This is a genomic window from cyanobacterium endosymbiont of Epithemia clementina EcSB (assembly GCF_029919255.1).
Taxonomy (GTDB): domain Bacteria; phylum Cyanobacteriota; class Cyanobacteriia; order Cyanobacteriales; family Microcystaceae; genus Rippkaea.
In genome coordinates this window covers 871,394-891,654 of the sequence record NZ_CP123991.1, presented here as the reverse complement: position 1 = coordinate 891,654, position 20,261 = coordinate 871,394, and the positions used below count along the sequence as shown (strand labels likewise).

The window sequence follows — 20,261 nt, the reverse complement described above, 5'->3', positions numbered from 1 at the left end:
AAATTTGTCAAAAGACAAACTGTCAAAGTTAGTAGTCATATTTGAGTAAACATAGTAAAATGGGTGACAAGCTAAACCGCTAAGGTCATTAAACTATTTACAGGATTAACCGAATGTCAAATAAATTAGGCTTGTTTTTTGCTGCTGTTGTGCTGGTCGTCTCTAGCTTCCTTGTAGCTGTTAGCCCTGTTGCTGCTGAAACTGTTACGGTGAAAATGGGTGCAGATAACGGAATGCTTGCGTTTGAACCTAAACAAGTTAAAATCAGTGCTGGGGACACCATTAAATGGGTAAACAATAAATTACCTCCCCACAACGTTGTTTTTGATAAGGCGAGTGAGTACAACCATGAGGGTCTTGTATTTTCTCCTGGAGAGTCTTTTGAGGCTACCTTCAACGAACCTGGGGAATACACTTACTGGTGTGAACCTCATCGTGGTGCTGGTATGGTAGGTAAAATAATCGTCAAATAGTTTATATTATAATTAATTTGGAATTAATTATAATATAAAATTAAGCCCACGGATAGCATTCATTCGTGGGTATTATTGTAGTCTAAAGTTTCCTTAAATTAAAAGAGTTTTCCATACACTAGCAATTCGGGAAAGAAACAAAATTCATCATTATTGCTAACAACTAAATTTTGCCAACTTTAAAAATAAACTAAGCTAAAAATTAAGCTTCGTCTAAAGCAGTGATACCGGGTAAAGTTTTACCTTCTAGAAAGTCTAGACTGGCACCACCACCAGTGGAAATGTGACTTATTCTTTCAGCAACTCCAACTTTTTCTACCGCAGCAACAGAGTCACCGCCTCCAATGATAGTAGTGGTTCCAGTTTCGGTCAAATCCGCTAAAGTCTGAGCTATTGCTTCCGTTCCAACGGAAAATTTATCGAATTCAAAAACTCCCATAGGTCCATTCCAAATCACTGTTTTACAATCAGCTAAAGCTTCTTGGAATAATTTAATGGAATTAGGTCCGATATCTAACCCCATCCAGCCGTCTTCAATGCTATCAACACTGACAGTTTTATTATTAGCATTTGAAGCAAAGTTGTCTGCCAAAACCACATCAGAAGGTAACAAAAAATCTACACCTTTTTCTTTAGCTCTAGCTTCGAGAGACTTAGCTAATTCTAATTTATCATTTTCAACTAAAGATTTACCAACACTAAAACCACGAGCTTTATAGAAGGTAAAAATCATTCCTCCACCAATAATTAGCTTGTCACATTTTTCTAGTAGAGTTTCAATTACTCCAATTTTGTCAGAAACTTTAGAACCACCAATAATTGCTGCTAAAGGACGTTGGGGTTTTTTAAGTGCTGCTTGAAAATAATTGAGTTCCTTCTCAATTAAATAGCCCGCAACACTAGGGCTGAGATAGTGAGTAACTCCCTCCGTAGAAGCATGGGCACGGTGAGCAGATGCAAAAGCATCATTGACATATAAATCGGCATTAAAAGCCAATTGCTTAGCAAATTCTGGGTCATTTCTTTCTTCCTCTGGATGGAAGCGGAGGTTTTCAAGCAAAGCCACTTGACCGCTTTCAAGCTTACTAAGCTTTCTAGTTACGGAGTCTCCAACGCAATCACGACATACTACCACCTCTTGTTCTAATAATTCAGACAAGCGTGCAGCGACAGGGGTAAGACGCAGACTATCCACCACTTTTCCCTTGGGACGACCCATGTGACTACAAAGAATCACCTTAGCTCCTTTTTCCATTAAATCTTTAATGGTTGGTAAGGCTGTCCGAATTCGAGTATCATCAATAATAGTCATTCCATCGAGGGGAACATTAAAGTCAACGCGAACTAAAACCCGTCTTCCAGCTAATTCGGCCGCCGACAAGTTTAGGATGGTCTTTTTAGCCATTGTCAATCTCCTTTAAAATGATTGTTTGATAATTCAAAAAAAAGACTAACATCGATATTGACCAAAAAATGACTCAAAATTATTCTCGTCTCAAGATTAATATCGAAATAATTCCTGAGATAATAGGAAGACAAGCAAGAAATCAGGCGGTACTTGATGTTACTGATTATCTTGGAATGTATGTACAGGAGATGGATAAGTCATGTTTACTACCGTTTTATTCCCTGTGGATCAAAGTCGGGAAGCCCGCGAGGCTGCGGAAACCGTAGCTAATATCGTCAAAACCTGCAATAGTCGTCTTATATTGCTATCGGTCGTAGAAGAACCGTCAGAAGAACAAAAAATTGAGCAAGGGAGAATTATGGGGTCTGCTGATGCAGTGGCAAAATTGCTGCAAGGGGCTCATGCACTTTTTGCTAACAAAGGCATCGAGGCCGATCTTATTGAACGGGAGGGAATGCCATCATTTACCATCTGCGATGTGGCTGATGAAGTTAATGCAGATTTAATTATTATGGGGTGTCGAGGACTGGGGTTAACGATGGAAGGCGCATCCGAGAGCGTTACCAATCGTGTGATTAACCTATCTCCTTGTCCAGTTTTAATTATTCCCTAACCTTCAGTAAAGCAAAAGGTAAAAGTTAAAGTTTTTCTCTTGTTTTTTCCTCTCTCCCTCTTCCACTTTCCTTCAAACTTGGGAGAGATCTGTTTTTTGAGTTAAAGTGTGATTAACTTAATAGATTTGCTAGGTTAAATGATTAAGTGTATTCAATTTAACAAGATTAGATTAGTCCGTAGCAATGTCCTCAGAAACTTCTCCCGTCCTTTCTTGTATGTCTACAACAACCTTAACTCCTTTGTTAGTCTCCCCTAGTCAAGTGATCAAGGGAGAGGGGGTCTTGTCTCAAGCTCGAAACGTGATTGCCAGTTTTGGCCAGCGTCCTTTAGTGGTGGGAGGACAGCAAACTCTTAAGGTGATTTCCCCTTACTTTGATTCTATCATCAGTAAATGTAAGCTAAAGTCAGCCTATGCTATCTATACACCTGACTGTTCAGAAAGCTCTTTAGACGCTCTTACAACGACACTTAAGGAGCATCAAGGAGACGTTATTATCGGGGTGGGAGGGGGTAAAGCCCTCGATACCGCCAAGTTACTAGCCCATCAACATCAGTTACCCATTATCACTGTCCCAACTTCAGCCGCTACCTGTGCAGCGTGGACAGCTTTGTCAAATATTTATTCTAATGAAGGGGCATTTCAACACGACGTTTCTTTATCAAGATGCCCCGATTTACTGATTTTAGACTACGCCATTATCAAAACGGCCTCAGAACGAACTTTAGTGGCAGGAATAGGCGACGCGATCGCTAAATGGTATGAAGCTTCTGTCAGTAGTGGTGACTCTACTACTACCCTTACTATTGCTGCTGTTCAACAAGCACGAGTATTACGGGATCTATTATTTCAGAAATCAGTAGCTGCTCTGAAAACTCCTGGAGGTGAGGCGTGGCGAGAAGTAGTTGATGCTTGTGTTTTATTAGCTGGAGTTATTGGGGGGTTAGGTGGAGCTAATTGCCGTACTGTAGCTGCCCATGCAGTCCACAATGGATTAACCCATATTGGGGCAGCCCACAGTATTTTACACGGGGAAAAAGTTGCCTATGGCATTCTAGTCCAATTGCGCCTAGAAGAAATGATCCAGAGCAATCAATTGGCGGTTTCCTCCCGACAGCAATTACTAAAATTTTATGAGGAAATTGGTCTACCAAAAACTTTAGAGGAGTTAGGATTATCTAGAGTAACATTAGATGAATTGCGCCGAGCAGCAGAGATCACTTGTCGTCCTGAATCAGATATTCATCGCCTTCCCTTTGTAGTTTCATCTGAACAATTATTAGCAGCAATGGTATCTACTACTAGTGATCTTGTTTCTAACAGAGTTTCCTCAAATATCTAGATTTTCTTTTACAGTATTTAAGTTAAAATTCGCCCAATACTTTCAAAAAAGCAGCAAAATAAAGTATACTTTATTGAAGAAAAGGTCTTGTTGAAGGAATTGATAGGCCCCATTGTAGCTATTACAATCACTTTAATTGGCTTGAAGGTAATCAGTTTAAACCTTAAAGGATTAGCACAATCCAATCTTGAAGCTCAAGACCACTTTATCAAACTCCACTCCAAGGCTAATGTGGCTACATTAAGAGATATCAAGCATCAGCCGAGCTAAATCGAGTTTATGAAGCCCAAAATCATTTGGTTTAAAGGCAAAAGGGAAATAATTCCTACTCTGTCTGTATTGCAAAAGTTTACTGAACTTCGCTAAATTCTAGTTAAGAAAACTTCCTTATTACAATCATAGTTGATTCAGTTTGGAGTTTATATAAACAATTTTAATCCCACCATTATCTATCGGTAATTATACGTTTTAGTTATTCCACCATTAGTTCACTAGATAGCTCAAATATTTTCTACTAGTCATTTTTTGTCTAATTGTATACTGATATGAGTCCAAAATATCATGAGAAACAAAAACTAAAAAATACACAGCATTGTAATCTATGGTTTAAGCCTAGATTACAATGCTGTGTAAACTTAATGATTATTCATCAAATGTTCTATTTCGATTTTCTGTTCAAGATAATCCGCTAAATTAATTAAATTATCTTGTGGTTAACATTTATTCCTTACTAATATTAAAGGCTAATTTACTGCAGAGACTATCAAAATTTTGAAGAATATAAATGTCCTAGTGATATAAAAAATCAATATAGTGAATGTAAGCTTATTCAGAATCAATACAATAAAATTTATCATCAGTTTTGCTAATTTACTAATCTCATTCTTAATGAGTTATCTTCAGCAAAAATAACCACTTAACACTTTTTTTTATAAATTACGTAACTGACTATAAATAAACAAAATTTTTGATTAATTTTGCACCAAAAATATAACAAAATAATCATTTAAATACATAGTTAAAAATTACTTTCTAAAGTAAAAAAACACAAGTAACAATTTTATAATTACAGGCTAAATTTTGACCTAGATTTTCTTAAGTAAACACCTTAATAGTATCACCACCATCTCTAGATTTAACGATATAAACTTCATTTCAACTAATCTTTATTAAGACTACCTAATCAAAGAAGCCACTACTGTTGTCTTTTTTACACCTCCTTTAGGAATAAATAGCCGAAATAGAGTTTATTATTATTTTCTGTTAAAACTTAATTATTAGTATCACAGAACGTAATTAAATTATTTATCTCTGTTTTCCCAAAAAATAAAAAAATTTTAATAAAACAATTGTTCAGTTCATTCGAGCAAAGAATTTAGCGATGTGCTGCTTAAAATGAACAAAATTAGAAGAGTAACTTATGGTCTGATTTGATGACAATACCAAAAATCAGTGATTCATCCTAACTTTATAATTTCTTTGGAATTATTGTCATATTTTCAAAGAATGTGTTTTCGTTTCTTCAAATAAAATGGTAGAATTGACGGGGGCAAGGATCATAGCTTAACACTTGAGGATAAAAATAGTCACGGGCTAATTAACCGGAAAGTGATGCTTTTTGCAAAAACTATTACAACTAAATGAACTGTTACGTGTTAGAGGTTACAGAATTAATTAGGAGTCGTAACTTAAACCTAACTTAAACCTAGATTGTTGCTAACTAATTAACAACTTGGTCAATAACTTCAAAGGCAACTTGAGCTTGATTTTCGATGAGTGAAGATAGTCTTAAAGGGGTTCTCTTAGAAAGAGCTTAATTATTTTAACTTTAAATTAGGAAACAGACTTTTTATGAAAAATCAAAGGGATAAAATATGGTAAATAATCAGGTGAGATGGAGATGACGCTATACTCGTTTCAAGATAAATATCGACGCTTACAAAAAGAGTTATTGTTTGGGGCGTTGGCGTTAGGAGGAGTCTTTGGACTGGGAACCATTTGGTATTCATTAGCCGAAAAATGGTCTGTTATTGATTCAGCCTATATGACCATGATAACCCTATCTACAGTAGGATTTTCGGAAATTCATCCTCTCCAAGATCGCTCGCGATTATTTACTATTTTCTTGATCTTGATGGGATTGATTACCATTGGTTATATTGTTAATCGTCTAACAGAAGCATTAATTCAAGGGTATTTTCAAGAAGGAATTAAACAACGACAGGAGAAACGCTTGATTGATACGTTAGAACATCATTGTATAGTCTGCGGTTATGGCCGTACCGCCCGTCAGGTAGCCGTAGAATTCACCGCAGAAGATATTCCTTTTGTAATTATTGATTCGCGTACCGAGCAATTGGAAGAAGCTAAGCAACTAGGCTATATAGTGATTCAAGGGGATGCAACCCTTGATGAATGTCTCATAAGTGCCAAAATCGATAAAGCTGCTTGTATTGTATCGGCCTTAACCTCTGATGCGGAAAATCTTTACACTGTCCTATCAGCAAAAACTCTAAATCCCAATATTCGGGCAATCGCTCGTGCCAGTACAGAAGAAGCTGTTCTCAAATTACAACGGGCTGGGGCTGATGCGGTGGTATCTCCCTATATTACAGGAGGAAAACGCTTAGCAGCAGCAGCTTTGCGTCCCCAAGTGATGGACTTTGTGGATGGGATTCTAACAGGAACTGAGCGCACATTTTACATGGAAGAATTTCTGCTTGATCCCCAGTTTTGTCCTTGCGTAGGAAAAACCCTCAGTGAGGCTAGGTTAAGGTCAAAATCGGGGGCATTAGTGTTAGCGATTCGCCGGTCTGATGGAGCCCTTATAGGCGGTCCGACAGGAGATACCATCTTACTTGCTGGAGATTTACTAATTTGTATGGGAACCCCTGAACAATTACGGGAACTCAACCAGATTTTAGGTCCAATTCGTCCTTTTCCTGCATTACGCCCCCCCAGACATCGATAATTAATGTCTTGACATTAAAGAGATCATTTTTTCCAAACTTTGCTGTTCTTATTAATTGATAAACAAGTTTAGATTGTTGGAATCTAAATTATTGACTTGTTCATATTTTTGGATTTACTTTGAAAGAATTTTTTATAGGTTTTAAAAATCTGCATGATAATAATATTTAAATCTTTAAATCGTTAACTTATTTAATGTTCAATTGTAACACGAGCTCATACTCTTCACCCATAATTCTTAGCAGCAGTAAGCAACTGATAAACAGTATTCTAGGCGAAAAAGTCGAATATAACCACTTGTGCCTGACCTGATTTTAAATTATCAACGGCCTATTCTAAATTGAAAGATGGTAATCACTGTACTTTTCCATGCGATTAGTTATTGTTCAATTTCGACACCAATTTCTTTATAAAAGCCGTTATTCTCTTTCATGAAAAAAGTGTGTTGAGTAAACATAGAACTCTACTTTAACTAATCCGTTAAATAAAAATTTTTATGGGTTTTAGGTAGTTTGCTCGAAACTACCTAAATTTATCTATTTCGGAAATATTTGTTTTTGGTTTAACTGAATCTTTTGTGATAACTTACTGAGTATTGGTCACGACAAAGAAGGAGTTAGGACAATAAACCCAACCTCTGTGTTGACATGCTCCCCATTGAACTCCCTGGTAACGGGAGATTATCTTTGTATCACTCCCAGAATTCCTTATTCAAGGTAAAGGGCCTAAATTCTAAATATCCCCGTCGAGAACCCAGAAGTTGAATTTCCTGAAGCCGTCCGGTTCAGTTTCAGCACCGAGCAGAGTTGAGATGTTGAGATCATGTTAAAAAGATTGCAACTCTCGTAACCGAACAGCGTTGTTTTAGCTAATCAAAATAGAATAATGTAACTAGCTTGCGCTGCCCTTCAGCCTCTTGACAAGTTTGGAGAAGAGTATGACTGTCGTGGAAGGCAAAGCAAATTAACTGTTGACAACGGGAAATAATCTCTAGATTACACAAAGAACTTGCTTGTCTCAAAGATAGCCCGTCATTCTCCGGATTTTCCACTAAATGGACAACTTTTTGCAATTGAGCGCGGGACTCTTTCGGTTGGCATTGAAGGCTTTGGGGAAGAATAACCGTCAAGAGGTTTGGATCAGCCCTCATTGCCCCTTTAATAGCGGCTGCATTGGTTCCTATCGCCCCAGATGTCAGAAGACGATTACCTCCTAAAACTAAGGCATAGGTCATCATCTCAATCAATTGTTGATGAGTGATGGGAACGTGGCGCGAACCTAATAGGGCAATCCGTTTAGAACCTGTCTGTTGGATAGCGGCTAGCTCTTGCGCCAATATATCTAGGTTGGGAATCTCTACTGCTTTACTCAAAGATTCTATCTTAAGCTGAATGACCGCCTGTAATTCTAGCAAAACCTAACTTACTTGTGTCATTTATTTTGTAAAATTTTTAAAAAGTTTCGTTAGTTGAGCAGAACATAGCCTATCCATCAAACGGTTTGAACTAGTCAAAGTTTTTTTTTGACTTCCAATTTTAGGAGTAGGTAATGGATATAGACTTCAATAATGTTTGGGTTTTCCATAGAATTGGGATCCCATACGCTGAGAAATTAGAGTTATCGTTTTAGCTGTGTCGCAGGTGGACCCGAACCCTAGCTAGGAATTCACTAAGACTAAAGCAGTTAAACGATTTAATCATCAGCTCCTGCCCCTGTATCTAGTGCGACCACACAATCACTAATGTCATCTTTGACAATGTTAAGAGAACAATAAGGACTTTACTACTTATCTAGCGTAAGTGTTTATAGATTTTAAGGTCTGAAATATCGGGTAACATCCTATCTAAACAAAATGATGTCTAGCTCACTATCTTTAGCGAGGGTAAATCTCTATGACCAATCATTAGCCATAGTAATCTCATAACCCTTGTACTTAAAATTCTCACTCTATAAATCAAGCGAATTTTACTTTATCTTCTACTACTAAGATATATTTGAGCAAATTTGATGATCTTAATTCATTTGATAGGTTTATCTTTAATAAAGTCTTTTTTTTTACCCTCCATACTTTTTCTCTGTTAATCAACTAATCTGATAACCCTTCTACAAGAGGCCGAATCATCCAACTTAACCCTACACTGAGTTGATGTTTAAAAGTGGGAAGACGATACAGATAAATTAACCGTCGAGTTAGATAAGCCAATGGTCCATCAAGTTCCATTCCTAACCCATTGAGAGTGGCATTATTAATCCCTAGAGCTAACATTCCCCCTGATGCCTGGTAACGAAAGGGCAGCAAGGGACGTCGGGTAATAGAAGCCCAAAGATTCCAAGCACAATAGTCAGATTGCTGAAAGGCTGTTTGGGCGGTTTGGGGGATTTGTTGTCCGGTTGCATCTTTGCAGTTTGCTAAATCACCCAGCGCATAGATTTCAGGATGATCTATCACTTGTAATTCTGGGTTGACCGTAATTAACCCTTGTTCACTGTGTTTGAGGGGAAGGTCTTGTATCAAGTCTAACACTTGGGTTCCTACAGTACAAATAACTAAATCGACGGGAATGGTATCTGTTCGACCTTTGTAACATAGGGATAAGCTATCAGAAGTGATTTCACTGACTTCTGTTTCCAAATCAATCCAAACTCGTCGTTTTTCTAAGGCATCTTGAACCGCCTTGAAGTTAAATCCAGGGGAATTACTTAAAATTTCTTTTTTCCGTTCCACTAAGCGGATTCTTCCTATTTCTCCTAGATGGTCTGCGAGTTTACAAGCAAGTTCTACCCCACTAGAACCACCACCTACTACAGCGACACGTATTTTTTCAGCCTGGGCAACTTCTAGTAAGCGCAACCTTTCTTTGATGCGATAGGCATCTTGGAGACTGCGAAAGCAGATGCCATAATCTTTTGACCCTAATACCTTGTCCAAAGGCGTTTTTCCCCCCATTGCCAGGACTAATTTATCGTAAGATAAGCTATGACGATTGTCTAATTCGATGTGTTGGGTTTCGACATTAATTGCGGTGACACAACCTTGGTGGAAACGAATTCTTGTATTATTCAATAATTCTTCAAAGCAAGGGGCAATTTCCCAAGATTGCATCTCCCCAGTGATTAATTCATAGAGTAGAGGGGTAAACAGAAAGTGATCTTTTTGATCAATTAGGATGATTTCAGGAGAATGGCCATCTGTCCAAGGAAACTGACTTAAACGTAAGGCAGTATATAAGCCACCAAAACCTCCCCCCAAAATACAGATGCGTAATGCTTGCTCACTCATGATGATTCAATGTTGTGGGGTTGCTTAAACTAAGCTTGATTATTTTTAAGATAACTTAGTATCAGAGATTAGAGGTTAGAATTGATGAGATATCCTCCATAAAAAAACCACAGGTCCGCCCCGTGGAGGTCAAAATGGTTAAAAACTATCATGACAAACACACCAATTTTTTGTTATTTTCAAACCTTAAAAAATCTTTGAACAACCAAATTAAATTAATTTAATTTACTCTACGGAATAGATTTTAATATTTTTGACAACTTCTATCTATTTTTCAGCTAAAAATTTCATGAAAGCTTATCAGTCTCTTTATCATTTTAATCATCTTACTAAAAAGAAATAATTAAAAATCAAGAATGTTATATAAATATAAAATTTAAGAAAATAAGATATACTGCACTTATAAATTTTATTTTTTAAACTACTCATATAATTATACTATCTACAGTTTTAGCATATTATTTGATTTTATAAATCATCTATAATTGTGTTTTTTGTTTAAACTCCCCTAACTTTGGAAGGGTTACTTCAATAAAATTTAAGTTATATCATATATTTTTTAGGCTTTTTTAAAAAAATATAAGGATCACACAATAAATTAGAATTTTTTCTAAAAAAATAAGAGGATATCAATGGATTAATTTTATGTTAAAACGACTAAATTACCAAATTTATATAAGTAATATTCTAATCTATTCTAGAGAAACTAACTATCTTAAATAGTTAAATAATGCCACTTTTTTTGAGAAAATAGCTATCGACATTTAATATAAGTTTACCCAAAATATCTAAAAAATAGATTTATTACTAATAAAAATATTTTTTTATTAGTAATAAAAGTAAATTTGGGTTAAATTAGCTTAAAAATAGCATTAAATACTGGATGTATTAATAATACATTTTGCGTAATTAAATCAAACATACTAAATTAATTAATTCTTAACTATCTTTGGATAAGATCTTTTATTTAAATCACTTTTAAGAGATGAATTTTAATTAGGTTAATACTAATTTTCTTTAAAAAATTAATTATTATTAATGATAATATCGCAAATAAACTATAATAGTACACAATAATACCCTCCCTTTATAGGGAGGGTATTATTGTGTATAATCGACTAAGTAATTGCTAATAGTTAATAGTTTTTTAAAAACTAAAATTCAAGATTTATCTCATGTCAAAGAGGACAATTTAAAAAACTATTAATAAAAATCTCTATTCCATCTTATTTTTTTTAGTTATGCAGCAATAATATCAAAATTTACTTGTTTTAAATAGCGATTACGTAATTGTCGTTTATAGCCATAAATAATCATCCACACTTATACAATCTAGATTTAATTTTAACTACAGTTGTTTGTTTTAACTACAGTTGTTTATCGTTCTATTTTATTGAATTATTACTAGTAATAGATTCTTTTTAGATAGAACTACTACCTTTTAAATATGAAATATGTCTGAGATATGATTTACGGCAAATTTATCCTCTGGTTTAACTCCTGAAATTATCTTAGAATATTGACCTCAAATAGAACCAGTTTTAACGTGAACTTGTTCAACTACTAAGCATTTTCTTCTATTTTTTGATCCTCCAAGTTAAGTAATTGAAATAAATCTATGTTTCCCTAAACTACTAATTGCAGTAACAGGAACTAAAACTATAGGTTTTTGATTCCAAATCACTTTTACCTGTACATATTGTTGATTTTGGAAACTGCCATCCTTACGGAGGGTAATTTTAACTTGAATAGTCTAGGTATTTTGGTCTACCAAAAGAATAACATGCACAATTTATCCCTCCACTTCCGTAGTTCCATCAGGATTAATAATTTCTATAGATAGGAAGTCCTAGACACAATCGATTACAATGTTTAGCAATAATTTTAAAATTAAAAATTTAATTATCTATGATGGTAGTAATTACTTCTCTAAGATAAACGTTATCTCCAATTTCCTTTTGATTTAAACTTTATGCTCCCATTAATGGGAGCATAAAGAAAATTATAAGCTAGGGTTTGACTAGTTGGTTCCCCCTAATTTTCATTAGGCTTAATGTACAACAAATTTTTGACTATCCATATTTGCTAAAGCTTAGTATACCCGTTTTTCAGAGGCTGGCAAATTTTGGATAGCAGCATTGAGACATTCTTTGCCAGCATCATAGGTTTTAATTATGGAGTCTAATTAAGCTTTCGTAGCGTTTAAAGTATTGATTTTATCGTCAGAGTCTTGTTTACGAACCACATCGTTAGCTTAGAGACTTTGTGATCGACGAGAATTAATCTCAGCTAAAGTTAAATTAGCTTCGGTTTTATGTACATCAGTCTTAAAAATTGCTCAGCTTTCCATTGTCATAATTACACTTCAGCAGCCCGTGACTCTGCTTTAGCAACATTCAAACATCCGATAGCAGCTCTTACATCCTTTTTCTCTTAAAGAAGTTGTATTTCTACTGAGGTCTGTACTTAACGAGGGATATCCCTTTCTCTTCTCTGGTAAAAATCTTGACAATATGTCCACTGGTACTACTAGTGACTATATTAATACGTTGTCTAGTTTCAAGGGTTTCCACACATCTAATGAGGGCAGCTTATTGTGGGGTTTGAAGTTCAATAGGGATTAGCCCTAAGACCTGTAGCTTGTTATTCCTCTAATCTAGAAGCTATCCTTAACAAGGATAGAATTAGAAAGTTTCTCATAAATTTTCATGTTTAGGAATTTTCAAAGGATTTGAACGATATTGTTCGTCATTTTTATTAAAATTTTTTATCCAAAATTGTTTGGATAGAATTAAAGAGAGGATATCTGTCAATTCTCAAAATTTTTGAGTCTCGACCTTATTGTACTTTCTTAAACTGGGATAATTATTTAGTTATTAGTTAGAGTTGTAGGTCCGTCTTCTCGGAAAAATAGGGGAAACAAGTCTACACTCTACCATCCTTTGAGTTAGGGCTGTATAATTCAGTTGCCCTCCGGTAATTTGGTATTCTGAGCGGGGGTTTGGAAGATGACCAATCGGAGCATCTAAACTGTAAATCAAGTTGTGTTTAAAGGCGATCCATTGATCGTCTTTACGCCATCCTACTCGCGTCCCAAAATCATCATAGAAATAACTGGCTACTAATTTTCCAGGTTTATTTCCAGTTTCAATAAAGATAGGAAATTGAACGCTAAAGCCAAATTTTCCTTGGGAATATTCTTTCCATAAACCATCAAGGGTTTTTAAGTCCCAACAAGCCAATTGAACCACATCTTTACCGGACATCCATCCTTGTTCGTCTCGGTTAACGGCCTTAAGGATTAGGTAGGTGCTGGTTTCGTTAGCCTCTTGCCATTGTTGTTGTTGTAAACGGTTTTGTAGGGGTGTATAGTCTACCCCTGTTTCTGGAGATATTAAGGAGCTATTGCTCGGTTTAATTTTATTTAAATTTACGGTGTCTTCGGACAATACTGGTGGCAAAGATAAACAGCTAAAGACTAAAGCGAACAGGAGTTTTGGTAAGATATCTGTGAATATCATTATATATTGACTATTAATAATTTTTTTTAAGAAATACAAGAGAAGATTTAAGCTTTTGTCATTTTAACTGTTTCAATTACCAAAGTCTGTAAGGAGTTTAAAAAAATCAACTATTAAGTTGAATCTGTTATAAGACTCTTCTTAGGAAAGATTAGTAGAGTTAGCGAAGACAATACAGTAGCATGGTTATTGATTGGTTGCCCCCTCGCATCTCAGTCACAACTCACAACTTATCTAAATTAATGACTGACTAACATGAATTGGACTCGACATCATATTTTAGGGTTAGCTGATTGGACGACTGAGGAATACAATATTCTTCTGCAAACTGCCTCTAGTTTCCGGGAAGTTTTATGTCGACGTACTAAAAAGGTTCCAGCTCTTCAGGGACAGGTGGTGACCAATATGTTTTTTGAACCTTCTACCCGTACCCGCAGTAGTTTTGAATTAGCTGCCAAACGTCTTTCGGCAGACATACTTAATTTTTCCCCTGGAAGTTCTTCTTTAATCAAAGGGGAGACTATTTTTGATACGGCTAAAACTTATCTGGCGATGGGAACGGATATTATGGTTGTTCGCCATAAACAAGCCGGTGTTCCCCAAGCGATTGCGGCAGAAATGGACTTTCTAGAAACGCGAGTCTGTGTTCTCAATGGGGGAGACGGTCAACATGAACATCCTTCCCAAGGATTATTAGATTTATTTACTTTATGTTCTTTACTTGATCTTGATAATCCTAGAACAGAACTTTTAAAAGGCAAAAAAATTGCCATTGTAGGAGATATTTTACATTCACGGGTTGCCCGTTCTAATATTTGGAGTTTAACCAAGGCAGGAGCCCAGGTTTATCTAGCCGGCCCCCCTACACTGGTTCCCCAATTTTTTCTCCAGATGGTGACAGAATTGGAAAACGATCAATTATGTTTACATTGGGACATTGAACCCGCCTTAATTGAAGCTGATTTTGTCATAACTTTGCGCTTGCAACAAGAACGGATGATAGATCATTTATTACCTAGTTTACGAGAGTATCATCAACATTATGGCATTACCCGTGATCGCCTTAAGTTATGTAAACCTAAGGTCAAGGTTCTTCACCCAGGTCCAGTTAATCGAGGAGTAGAAATCAGTTCTGACTTAATGGACGATCAAGAGTTTAGTTTAATTCAACAACAGGTTACAAATGGGATCGCTGTGCGGATGGCCTTATTATATTTGATTGGAACGCTCAATAGTTAATTAATTCTAGAAACCCTGGAAAGAGAATCATTTATTTGTTAAATTTTTACCGATAGAATCGCTGCGTTGGAGATGCTTCAATAACTGCAAGCAGATGTTATTATTCTCGATTTAATGTTATCTAAATTAGACAGTTTAGAAGTTTGTAACTACATTTGTCAAACTTCAACTCCTAAAGGTCCATATATTCTAATGTTAACCGCAAAAGAAGAATAAATTGATAAGGTTATTGGATTATCAACCGGAGCTGATGATTATCTTATTAAACCATTTAGTCCTAGAGAATTAGTTGCAAGGTTTAGTCCTTACTTCGCCGTAGTTTACTACATGGAGGGCAACCCAACCGAATTTATCAAACTCAACATTTTACTGTTGATTTAAATCGTCATGTTGCTATTAGGAAATTAGAAAATAAATCAGAATAATTACTTAGATTAACAGCACTGTAATTTAATTTAATGTTAACTTTTCTGAGTTATCTTGGACTGGGTTGCAGTTGTAATCAACTAATTTTAAAATTATTTAGTAATGTTTTTTGCACACGAAAGGGTTTTGGATAATCATTTTGAAAAATTGCACAAAAAAATAGAAATTAATACCGCTTATCCAACTTTTATTAAAACAGTCGTAGGGGTAGAATATGAATTTAAATACGTATATATTTTCTGAATATCCAGTAAATTAATATCTAACTATTGTTAGATAAAAAGATCATTTATCTTTTATGTATTGGATAGAATAGTGGTGGTAATAAGTTTTATCGCCACTTCTAAAATATCTTCAATTTAAATGTTTTTTTGCGTATATATTAATTAATAAAGCGATACCTATCTACTGTTAGAACTACAATAATTCATTTAATAGAAGAATTTAAAATCACTTAAAGTAGTAATATAATTTTGTTGTTAATTTCTGGAGTAATTATCGCAAAATTACTGAATTATTGTATTATACTTAGTTTATTTTAAATATTTAAACAAAATATATGATACAAAAAATAGTTAATGAAAAGTAGCAAGAAATAATACCAGGATATGATATTACTGAACTTAAGCAGCTGAAAAAAAGTTCTAATTATATGACCAGTAGTTTAGGAAATTTTTATCAAAAAAGACCAGAATTAATTAGAGATTAAATACATAAAATAAAAATTTATTTAACAAAAAATAGAAAATATTTAAAAAAATTAGCTGATGAATCCATTGACTTCTCTTCAGAACTTTATTTAAAATTACTTAAATAAACAAGATATTTGGAGCGATTGATCCCAGATGTTCAGGAACTTTTTTAAGCTGAAGCTGAGTATTTGTCAATTAGTCTGAAGCCCTTGAATCTTATGCCAATGTTAATCACTTTAGTAGAAATATTTTCTGCTCAAATTCTTGATAACAGTCCAGTAATTGAATTAGACTGTCCTAAAGATTTATCTCTAGTATTAGGAGATAGATATCGCATTGAATAGATTTTAGTGAATTTATTAGAAAATGCTATGCTTTATCCTGAAAAAGGAATAATTTTCGTTAAAAATTGGTGCGATTATCAACGAATTTTTATGTTTATCATTGATACAGTAATTGGCATTAAACCTGAAAATTTACCCTATGTCTTTGAAAGATTTTGGCGTGCAGATAAATCCAGACCAAGTTATTCTGGAGAAGCAGGGATCGAATTAGCTATTACCCGCCGTCTAGTAGAACTACAAGGGGTAAAAATGGAAGTTACGAGCAAATTAGGAAGAGGAAGTATCTTTACCTTCTATCTTTCGGTTGCTTAGATTATTAGTGGTAAAATTTTTAATAAATATCTAATGTGGCTTAAATCTCCCAATTGCCTAACCATAAATCCATCGGATATTCACTTATGGAAACAACACCTAAAAGTCTCAGATTTAGAAGTGAATAGGTGCTTTGAAATACTCAATCAAGAAGAAAAAATAAAAGCTCAAAAGTTTTCTTTTGAAAAACATAAACGACGCTTCATTGTAGCTAGAGGTACTCTAAAAACAATTTTAGGTCGATACTTAAATATCCCGGCTCCAACAATTGAATTTACCTATAGTTCACGAGGAAAACCACGATTAACAAATAAATTAGGAGGGAATAGGTTACAGTTTAACCTTTCGCATTCCAACGAATTAGCGATTTATGGTGTAACCTGCAATCGTGTTATAGGAGTTGATCTTGAATACATTCGTCCTATGTCAGAGGCCAAGAAACTGGCTAAACGTTTTTTCTGTTTCCAAGAATATAATCACATTAACCTTCTAACTTCTCCTGATCTGGAAAAAACTTTTTTTAAACTTTGGACAGCCAAGGAAGCCTATTTAAAGGCTACAGGAGAGGGAATTGGTGGAGGACTCGATCAAGTAGAAGTCTCCCTTGACTCTTGTCCTCAATTGCTCAAGTTACCCAAGAATCAATCTCTGTTAAACTGGACTACATCCTTTTTAATACCACACCCTAATTATCAAGGAGCAATAGTTTTTCAGACTAACGAATGGAAATTGAGTTATTGGACTGTTTGAGAAGGTAGACGGCATATTCAACTCTTCAAAGTGGCCCCATTCTCTGTACAATTACGAGTTAAAATTTGTAATGAAAAATCTGATGTCAAAAATTTTATTAATAGGAACTGACGGACAATTAGGTCAAGAATTAAAGCAAACTCTAATAACTATTAGAGAAGTCTTCTGTATAAACCAAACCGCAAAATTATTGTTCTAGCTCAACCTGACCAAATCCACAAGGGAATACAGGAAATCGAGCCTGATATAAGTAAATGCTGCCGCTGCTTATACTGCTGTTGATCAAACCGAAAGTAAATCTAAGATTGCTTTCGCCATCAATGGAATTGCTCCCACAATTATGGCAGAAAAATCTCAAAAACCAGATACTTTTCTCTTTCATGTTTTCACAGATTATGTCTTCGATGGTAAACAAAATACCCCTCGTGTTAATTCTCCAGCCTACTCTGTTCTTTTCAATCAAAAATAACTGATGTTTTAGGGAATTAAAGCCCCTATTTGCGCAATTATTTAGCTAAAATGTTAAAGCAGCGCTCCAGTTAACTTTACTTTTATCTTAAAAATTGATCGAATAAGCAGTTTTTCACAGACAAAAAACATTCGGAGAAAAAACTTTTTAGTTAACTAAGAACTTCCTTCTAGGCTAAAGCTGTAACAGAGGATTATCAGTAAGATCTGACTGCGCCACAAACTGTAGGTAATTAACTCTTGGGAAGTCTATAAAAATTATTCTCCCCAAGTTTAGATAAATTCCTATTCGGGTTTGATCACTTCTAGTTCATGATCTCGAAAATGAGCCTTAAACCGTTTGTCAAATTTGACTAAGACGGGAAAATTGCTGCTGACGGGCCTTCCTTTCCAATTTGTAATAATATCAATGATTTCTCCTTCCATCCCTTTGAGATCGAAGGGCTGTTTTTTATGCTGAGGGTAATGGTAAACAATAGTAGATGCCATAACACGGACGCGATCGCCAACTTTCATGTGTGTTCTTAATTGTACGGTTAAGGGGATAAAGCTCACTGTTAATCATCTATTATCGATGATAATAAGCGGTGAGTAATTGTTTAGATAACATCTAGACCAGCTTATCACTTACTTTAGACTTAGCCTACTGAGTTAACTAACTTTTTCCCTTAAAGGTAACTTAGGATAATAGAGGTTGATCTTGGTATAGTTACTTGATTAAAAGTTTTCTTAAATCCTTGCCACAATTATCGTCGTCAGAGGTCTACAGAGGGATAACCAACAACTTCCCAAAATTTAATCATGTTTCAATTTAATCAGGTTTCAAGGAAAATTAATAATGAAATTCAATGAAATTATCAAAAAGCTTAATTCCTCAGTCATCAATTCCAGCTTAACTAATCACCCCGATAATAACCCTAATATTATTGGACTCGCCCCCGTCGATGAAGCGATAACAGGACAACTCAGCTATATCGAGGGAAATAAATTTGCTGCTATGGTTGATAAAACAGCCGCTAGTGCCCTTATATTACCCCTTGATGAGGCATTACAGAATCGAGCTAGTGAAAAGGGAATTGCTTGGATAGCTATCCAAGAACCCCGTTTAATGTTCGCTCATGTGATTAATCTGTTTTATCAACCTTTTCACCCTGCTCCAGGTATTCATCCAAGTGCTGTCATTGATCCCTCGGTCAAGCTTGGTAAAGATATTTATATTGGTCCCCATGTCGTTATTGCACACGATGTAACTATAGGGGATAACGTCTGTATTCATCCCAATGTAGTCATTTATCCACAAGTTTCCCTCGGAAATTGTACAATCCTTCATGCTAACTGTACTATCCATGAATGTACACAAATTGGGTCTAATTGCGTAATTCATAGTGGAGCAGCTATTGGCTCAGAGGGTTTTGGATTTGTTCCAACCCCTCAAGGTTGGTTTAAAATGGAACAATCAGGTTGTGTAATTCTCGAGGATGGAGTAGAAATTGGCTGTAATAGCGCGGTTGATCGTCCTGCCGTAGGTACCACTAGTATTGGACGTAATACCAAACTGGATAATTTGGTCCATGTTGCCCATAGTTGCAAAATTGGCGATAATTGTGCTTTGGCTGGACAAGTTGGTTTAGCCGGAGGCGTCAGGTTGGGACGTGGGGTAATCTTAGCTGGACAGGTAGGGGTGGCTAATCAAGTTAACATTGGAGATGGGGTTATTGCTACAGCCCAGACAGGTATTACTAATAATATTTCTCCGGGCGAAATAGTCTCTAGTAGTCCTGCAGTTTCTAATAAATTGTATCTGAAAGTTTCTGCTATCTATAAACGCCTTCCTGAAATGTACCAAACCCTAAAACGTCTGCAAAAAAAGATTGAAAAAAGTTAGTGTTTTCATGAAAATTTAAGATTTTATCTGCTATAACAGCCTAGTTTTCTGGAGTAAAAGTTAAAAACTAGGTCGGTTGTTATTTGTTTTAAACACTGTGCAAATTAATTATTTATTTTAATTTTTTTTGAATAAAAATAAATTTATGTAACTATTTTAAGTGACTCACTTTCTATATTTTTCTTTTTTATTTTTTAAAATTTAAACTTATTGTTATTTTTACATAATTTTCTAAAAATTACTTTTTTATTCATTGTTTTTACTACTTTATCTCATTTAATCAGCTCATTTTTTTATTTTTTTAAATGCCTTTTTATAATTATCATTATTTTTAGTTTTATTCTTGTTAAGATGGTAACAAGAATTTTTTAAAAATTTACTAATAACTATCCTTAAAGTTATAGATTAATTTTAATTAGAAAAGTATTGTCTTTAGATTTATTAACAAACAGAGTGATTCAATTAATTAATAAGTTTTATTATCTGTGTTGATCTTGAGTTTGTCTCCCATCAGTTTTAAATAAAAAATAACTAACTC

15 protein-coding genes and 2 pseudogenes are annotated in these 20,261 nt (G+C 34.9%); 12 read left to right on the top strand and 5 right to left on the bottom strand.

Annotated features, from left to right (window positions below; translation table 11 throughout):
- Window positions 1–113 precede the first annotated feature (113 nt).
- A complete protein-coding gene (gene petE / locus P3F56_RS02935; protein ID WP_281153313.1) occupies window positions 114–473 on the top strand; it encodes a plastocyanin in 360 nt (119 codons plus the stop codon).
- Window positions 474–675: 202 nt separating this feature from the next.
- Here the strand turns inward: petE and P3F56_RS02930 are convergent, their stop codons facing one another.
- Window positions 676–1,878: a phosphoglycerate kinase gene (locus P3F56_RS02930; RefSeq protein WP_281153312.1), complete on the bottom strand. Its 1,203-nt coding sequence runs from the start codon at window positions 1,876–1,878 to the stop codon at window positions 676–678.
- 202 nt (window positions 1,879–2,080) lie between these two features.
- On the opposite strand from P3F56_RS02930, the gene P3F56_RS02925 reads away from it, so the two are divergent.
- The 4 genes from P3F56_RS02925 (at window position 2,081) to P3F56_RS02910 (ending at window position 6,807) form a co-directional block, all read left to right on the top strand.
- Window positions 2,081–2,494, top strand: a complete 414-nt coding sequence (locus tag P3F56_RS02925) for a universal stress protein (protein ID WP_281153311.1) — start codon at window positions 2,081–2,083, stop codon at window positions 2,492–2,494.
- 184 nt (window positions 2,495–2,678) lie between these two features.
- A complete protein-coding gene (locus P3F56_RS02920) occupies window positions 2,679–3,836 on the top strand; it encodes an iron-containing alcohol dehydrogenase family protein (RefSeq protein WP_281153310.1) in 1,158 nt (385 codons plus the stop codon).
- Between the two features lie 90 nt (window positions 3,837–3,926).
- Window positions 3,927–4,106: a hypothetical protein gene (locus P3F56_RS02915; protein ID WP_281153309.1), complete on the top strand. Its 180-nt coding sequence runs from the start codon at window positions 3,927–3,929 to the stop codon at window positions 4,104–4,106.
- A 1,630-nt stretch (window positions 4,107–5,736) separates the two neighbouring features.
- On the top strand, window positions 5,737–6,807 hold the full coding sequence (locus P3F56_RS02910; RefSeq protein WP_281153308.1) for a potassium channel family protein: 1,071 nt from the start codon (window positions 5,737–5,739) through the stop codon (window positions 6,805–6,807).
- An 867-nt stretch (window positions 6,808–7,674) separates the two neighbouring features.
- Here P3F56_RS02910 and P3F56_RS02905 read toward each other — a convergent pair.
- The 3 genes from P3F56_RS02905 to P3F56_RS02895 form a co-directional block, all read right to left on the bottom strand.
- Window positions 7,675–8,178 (bottom strand): DNA recombination-mediator protein A, encoded by a 504-nt coding sequence (locus P3F56_RS02905; RefSeq protein WP_281153690.1) that lies wholly within the window; start codon window positions 8,176–8,178, stop codon window positions 7,675–7,677.
- Between the two features lie 714 nt (window positions 8,179–8,892).
- On the bottom strand, window positions 8,893–10,086 hold the full coding sequence (locus tag P3F56_RS02900; RefSeq protein ID WP_281153307.1) for an NAD(P)/FAD-dependent oxidoreductase: 1,194 nt from the start codon (window positions 10,084–10,086) through the stop codon (window positions 8,893–8,895).
- A gap of 2,876 nt (window positions 10,087–12,962) precedes the next feature.
- Window positions 12,963–13,607 carry a GUN4 domain-containing protein gene (locus P3F56_RS02895; protein WP_281153306.1) on the bottom strand — a complete coding sequence of 215 codons (645 nt, stop codon included), beginning with the start codon at window positions 13,605–13,607 and terminating at the stop codon, window positions 12,963–12,965.
- A gap of 255 nt (window positions 13,608–13,862) precedes the next feature.
- On the opposite strand from P3F56_RS02895, the gene P3F56_RS02890 reads away from it, so the two are divergent.
- The 6 genes and pseudogenes from P3F56_RS02890 to P3F56_RS02870 all read left to right on the top strand — a co-directional run.
- Window positions 13,863–14,846, top strand: coding sequence for an aspartate carbamoyltransferase catalytic subunit (locus P3F56_RS02890; RefSeq protein ID WP_281153305.1), 984 nt, complete (start codon window positions 13,863–13,865; stop codon window positions 14,844–14,846).
- Between the two features lie 3 nt (window positions 14,847–14,849).
- Window positions 14,850–15,515 (top strand): annotated as a pseudogene (locus tag P3F56_RS10415) (response regulator transcription factor).
- Between the two features lie 667 nt (window positions 15,516–16,182).
- The gene (locus tag P3F56_RS02885) at window positions 16,183–16,308 is read left to right on the top strand and encodes a hypothetical protein (RefSeq protein ID WP_281153304.1); all 126 of its coding nucleotides are present in this window, start codon (window positions 16,183–16,185) and stop codon (window positions 16,306–16,308) included.
- Between the two features lie 6 nt (window positions 16,309–16,314).
- A complete protein-coding gene (locus P3F56_RS02880) occupies window positions 16,315–16,620 on the top strand; it encodes an ATP-binding protein (RefSeq protein WP_281153303.1) in 306 nt (101 codons plus the stop codon).
- 33 nt (window positions 16,621–16,653) lie between these two features.
- The gene (locus P3F56_RS02875) at window positions 16,654–17,370 is read left to right on the top strand and encodes a 4'-phosphopantetheinyl transferase family protein (RefSeq protein WP_281153302.1); all 717 of its coding nucleotides are present in this window, start codon (window positions 16,654–16,656) and stop codon (window positions 17,368–17,370) included.
- Between the two features lie 268 nt (window positions 17,371–17,638).
- Window positions 17,639–17,839, top strand: a pseudogene (locus P3F56_RS02870) (sugar nucleotide-binding protein); the annotation flags it as partial.
- 284 nt (window positions 17,840–18,123) lie between these two features.
- On the opposite strand, the gene P3F56_RS02865 reads toward P3F56_RS02870, so the two are convergent.
- Window positions 18,124–18,354, bottom strand: coding sequence for a ferredoxin-thioredoxin reductase variable chain (locus P3F56_RS02865; RefSeq protein ID WP_281153301.1), 231 nt, complete (start codon window positions 18,352–18,354; stop codon window positions 18,124–18,126).
- Between the two features lie 322 nt (window positions 18,355–18,676).
- Here P3F56_RS02865 and lpxD point away from each other — a divergent pair, with 322 nt between their 5' ends.
- Window positions 18,677–19,723, top strand: coding sequence for a UDP-3-O-(3-hydroxymyristoyl)glucosamine N-acyltransferase (gene lpxD / locus P3F56_RS02860; protein WP_281153300.1), 1,047 nt, complete (start codon window positions 18,677–18,679; stop codon window positions 19,721–19,723).
- The last annotated feature ends 538 nt before the right edge of the window (window positions 19,724–20,261 follow it).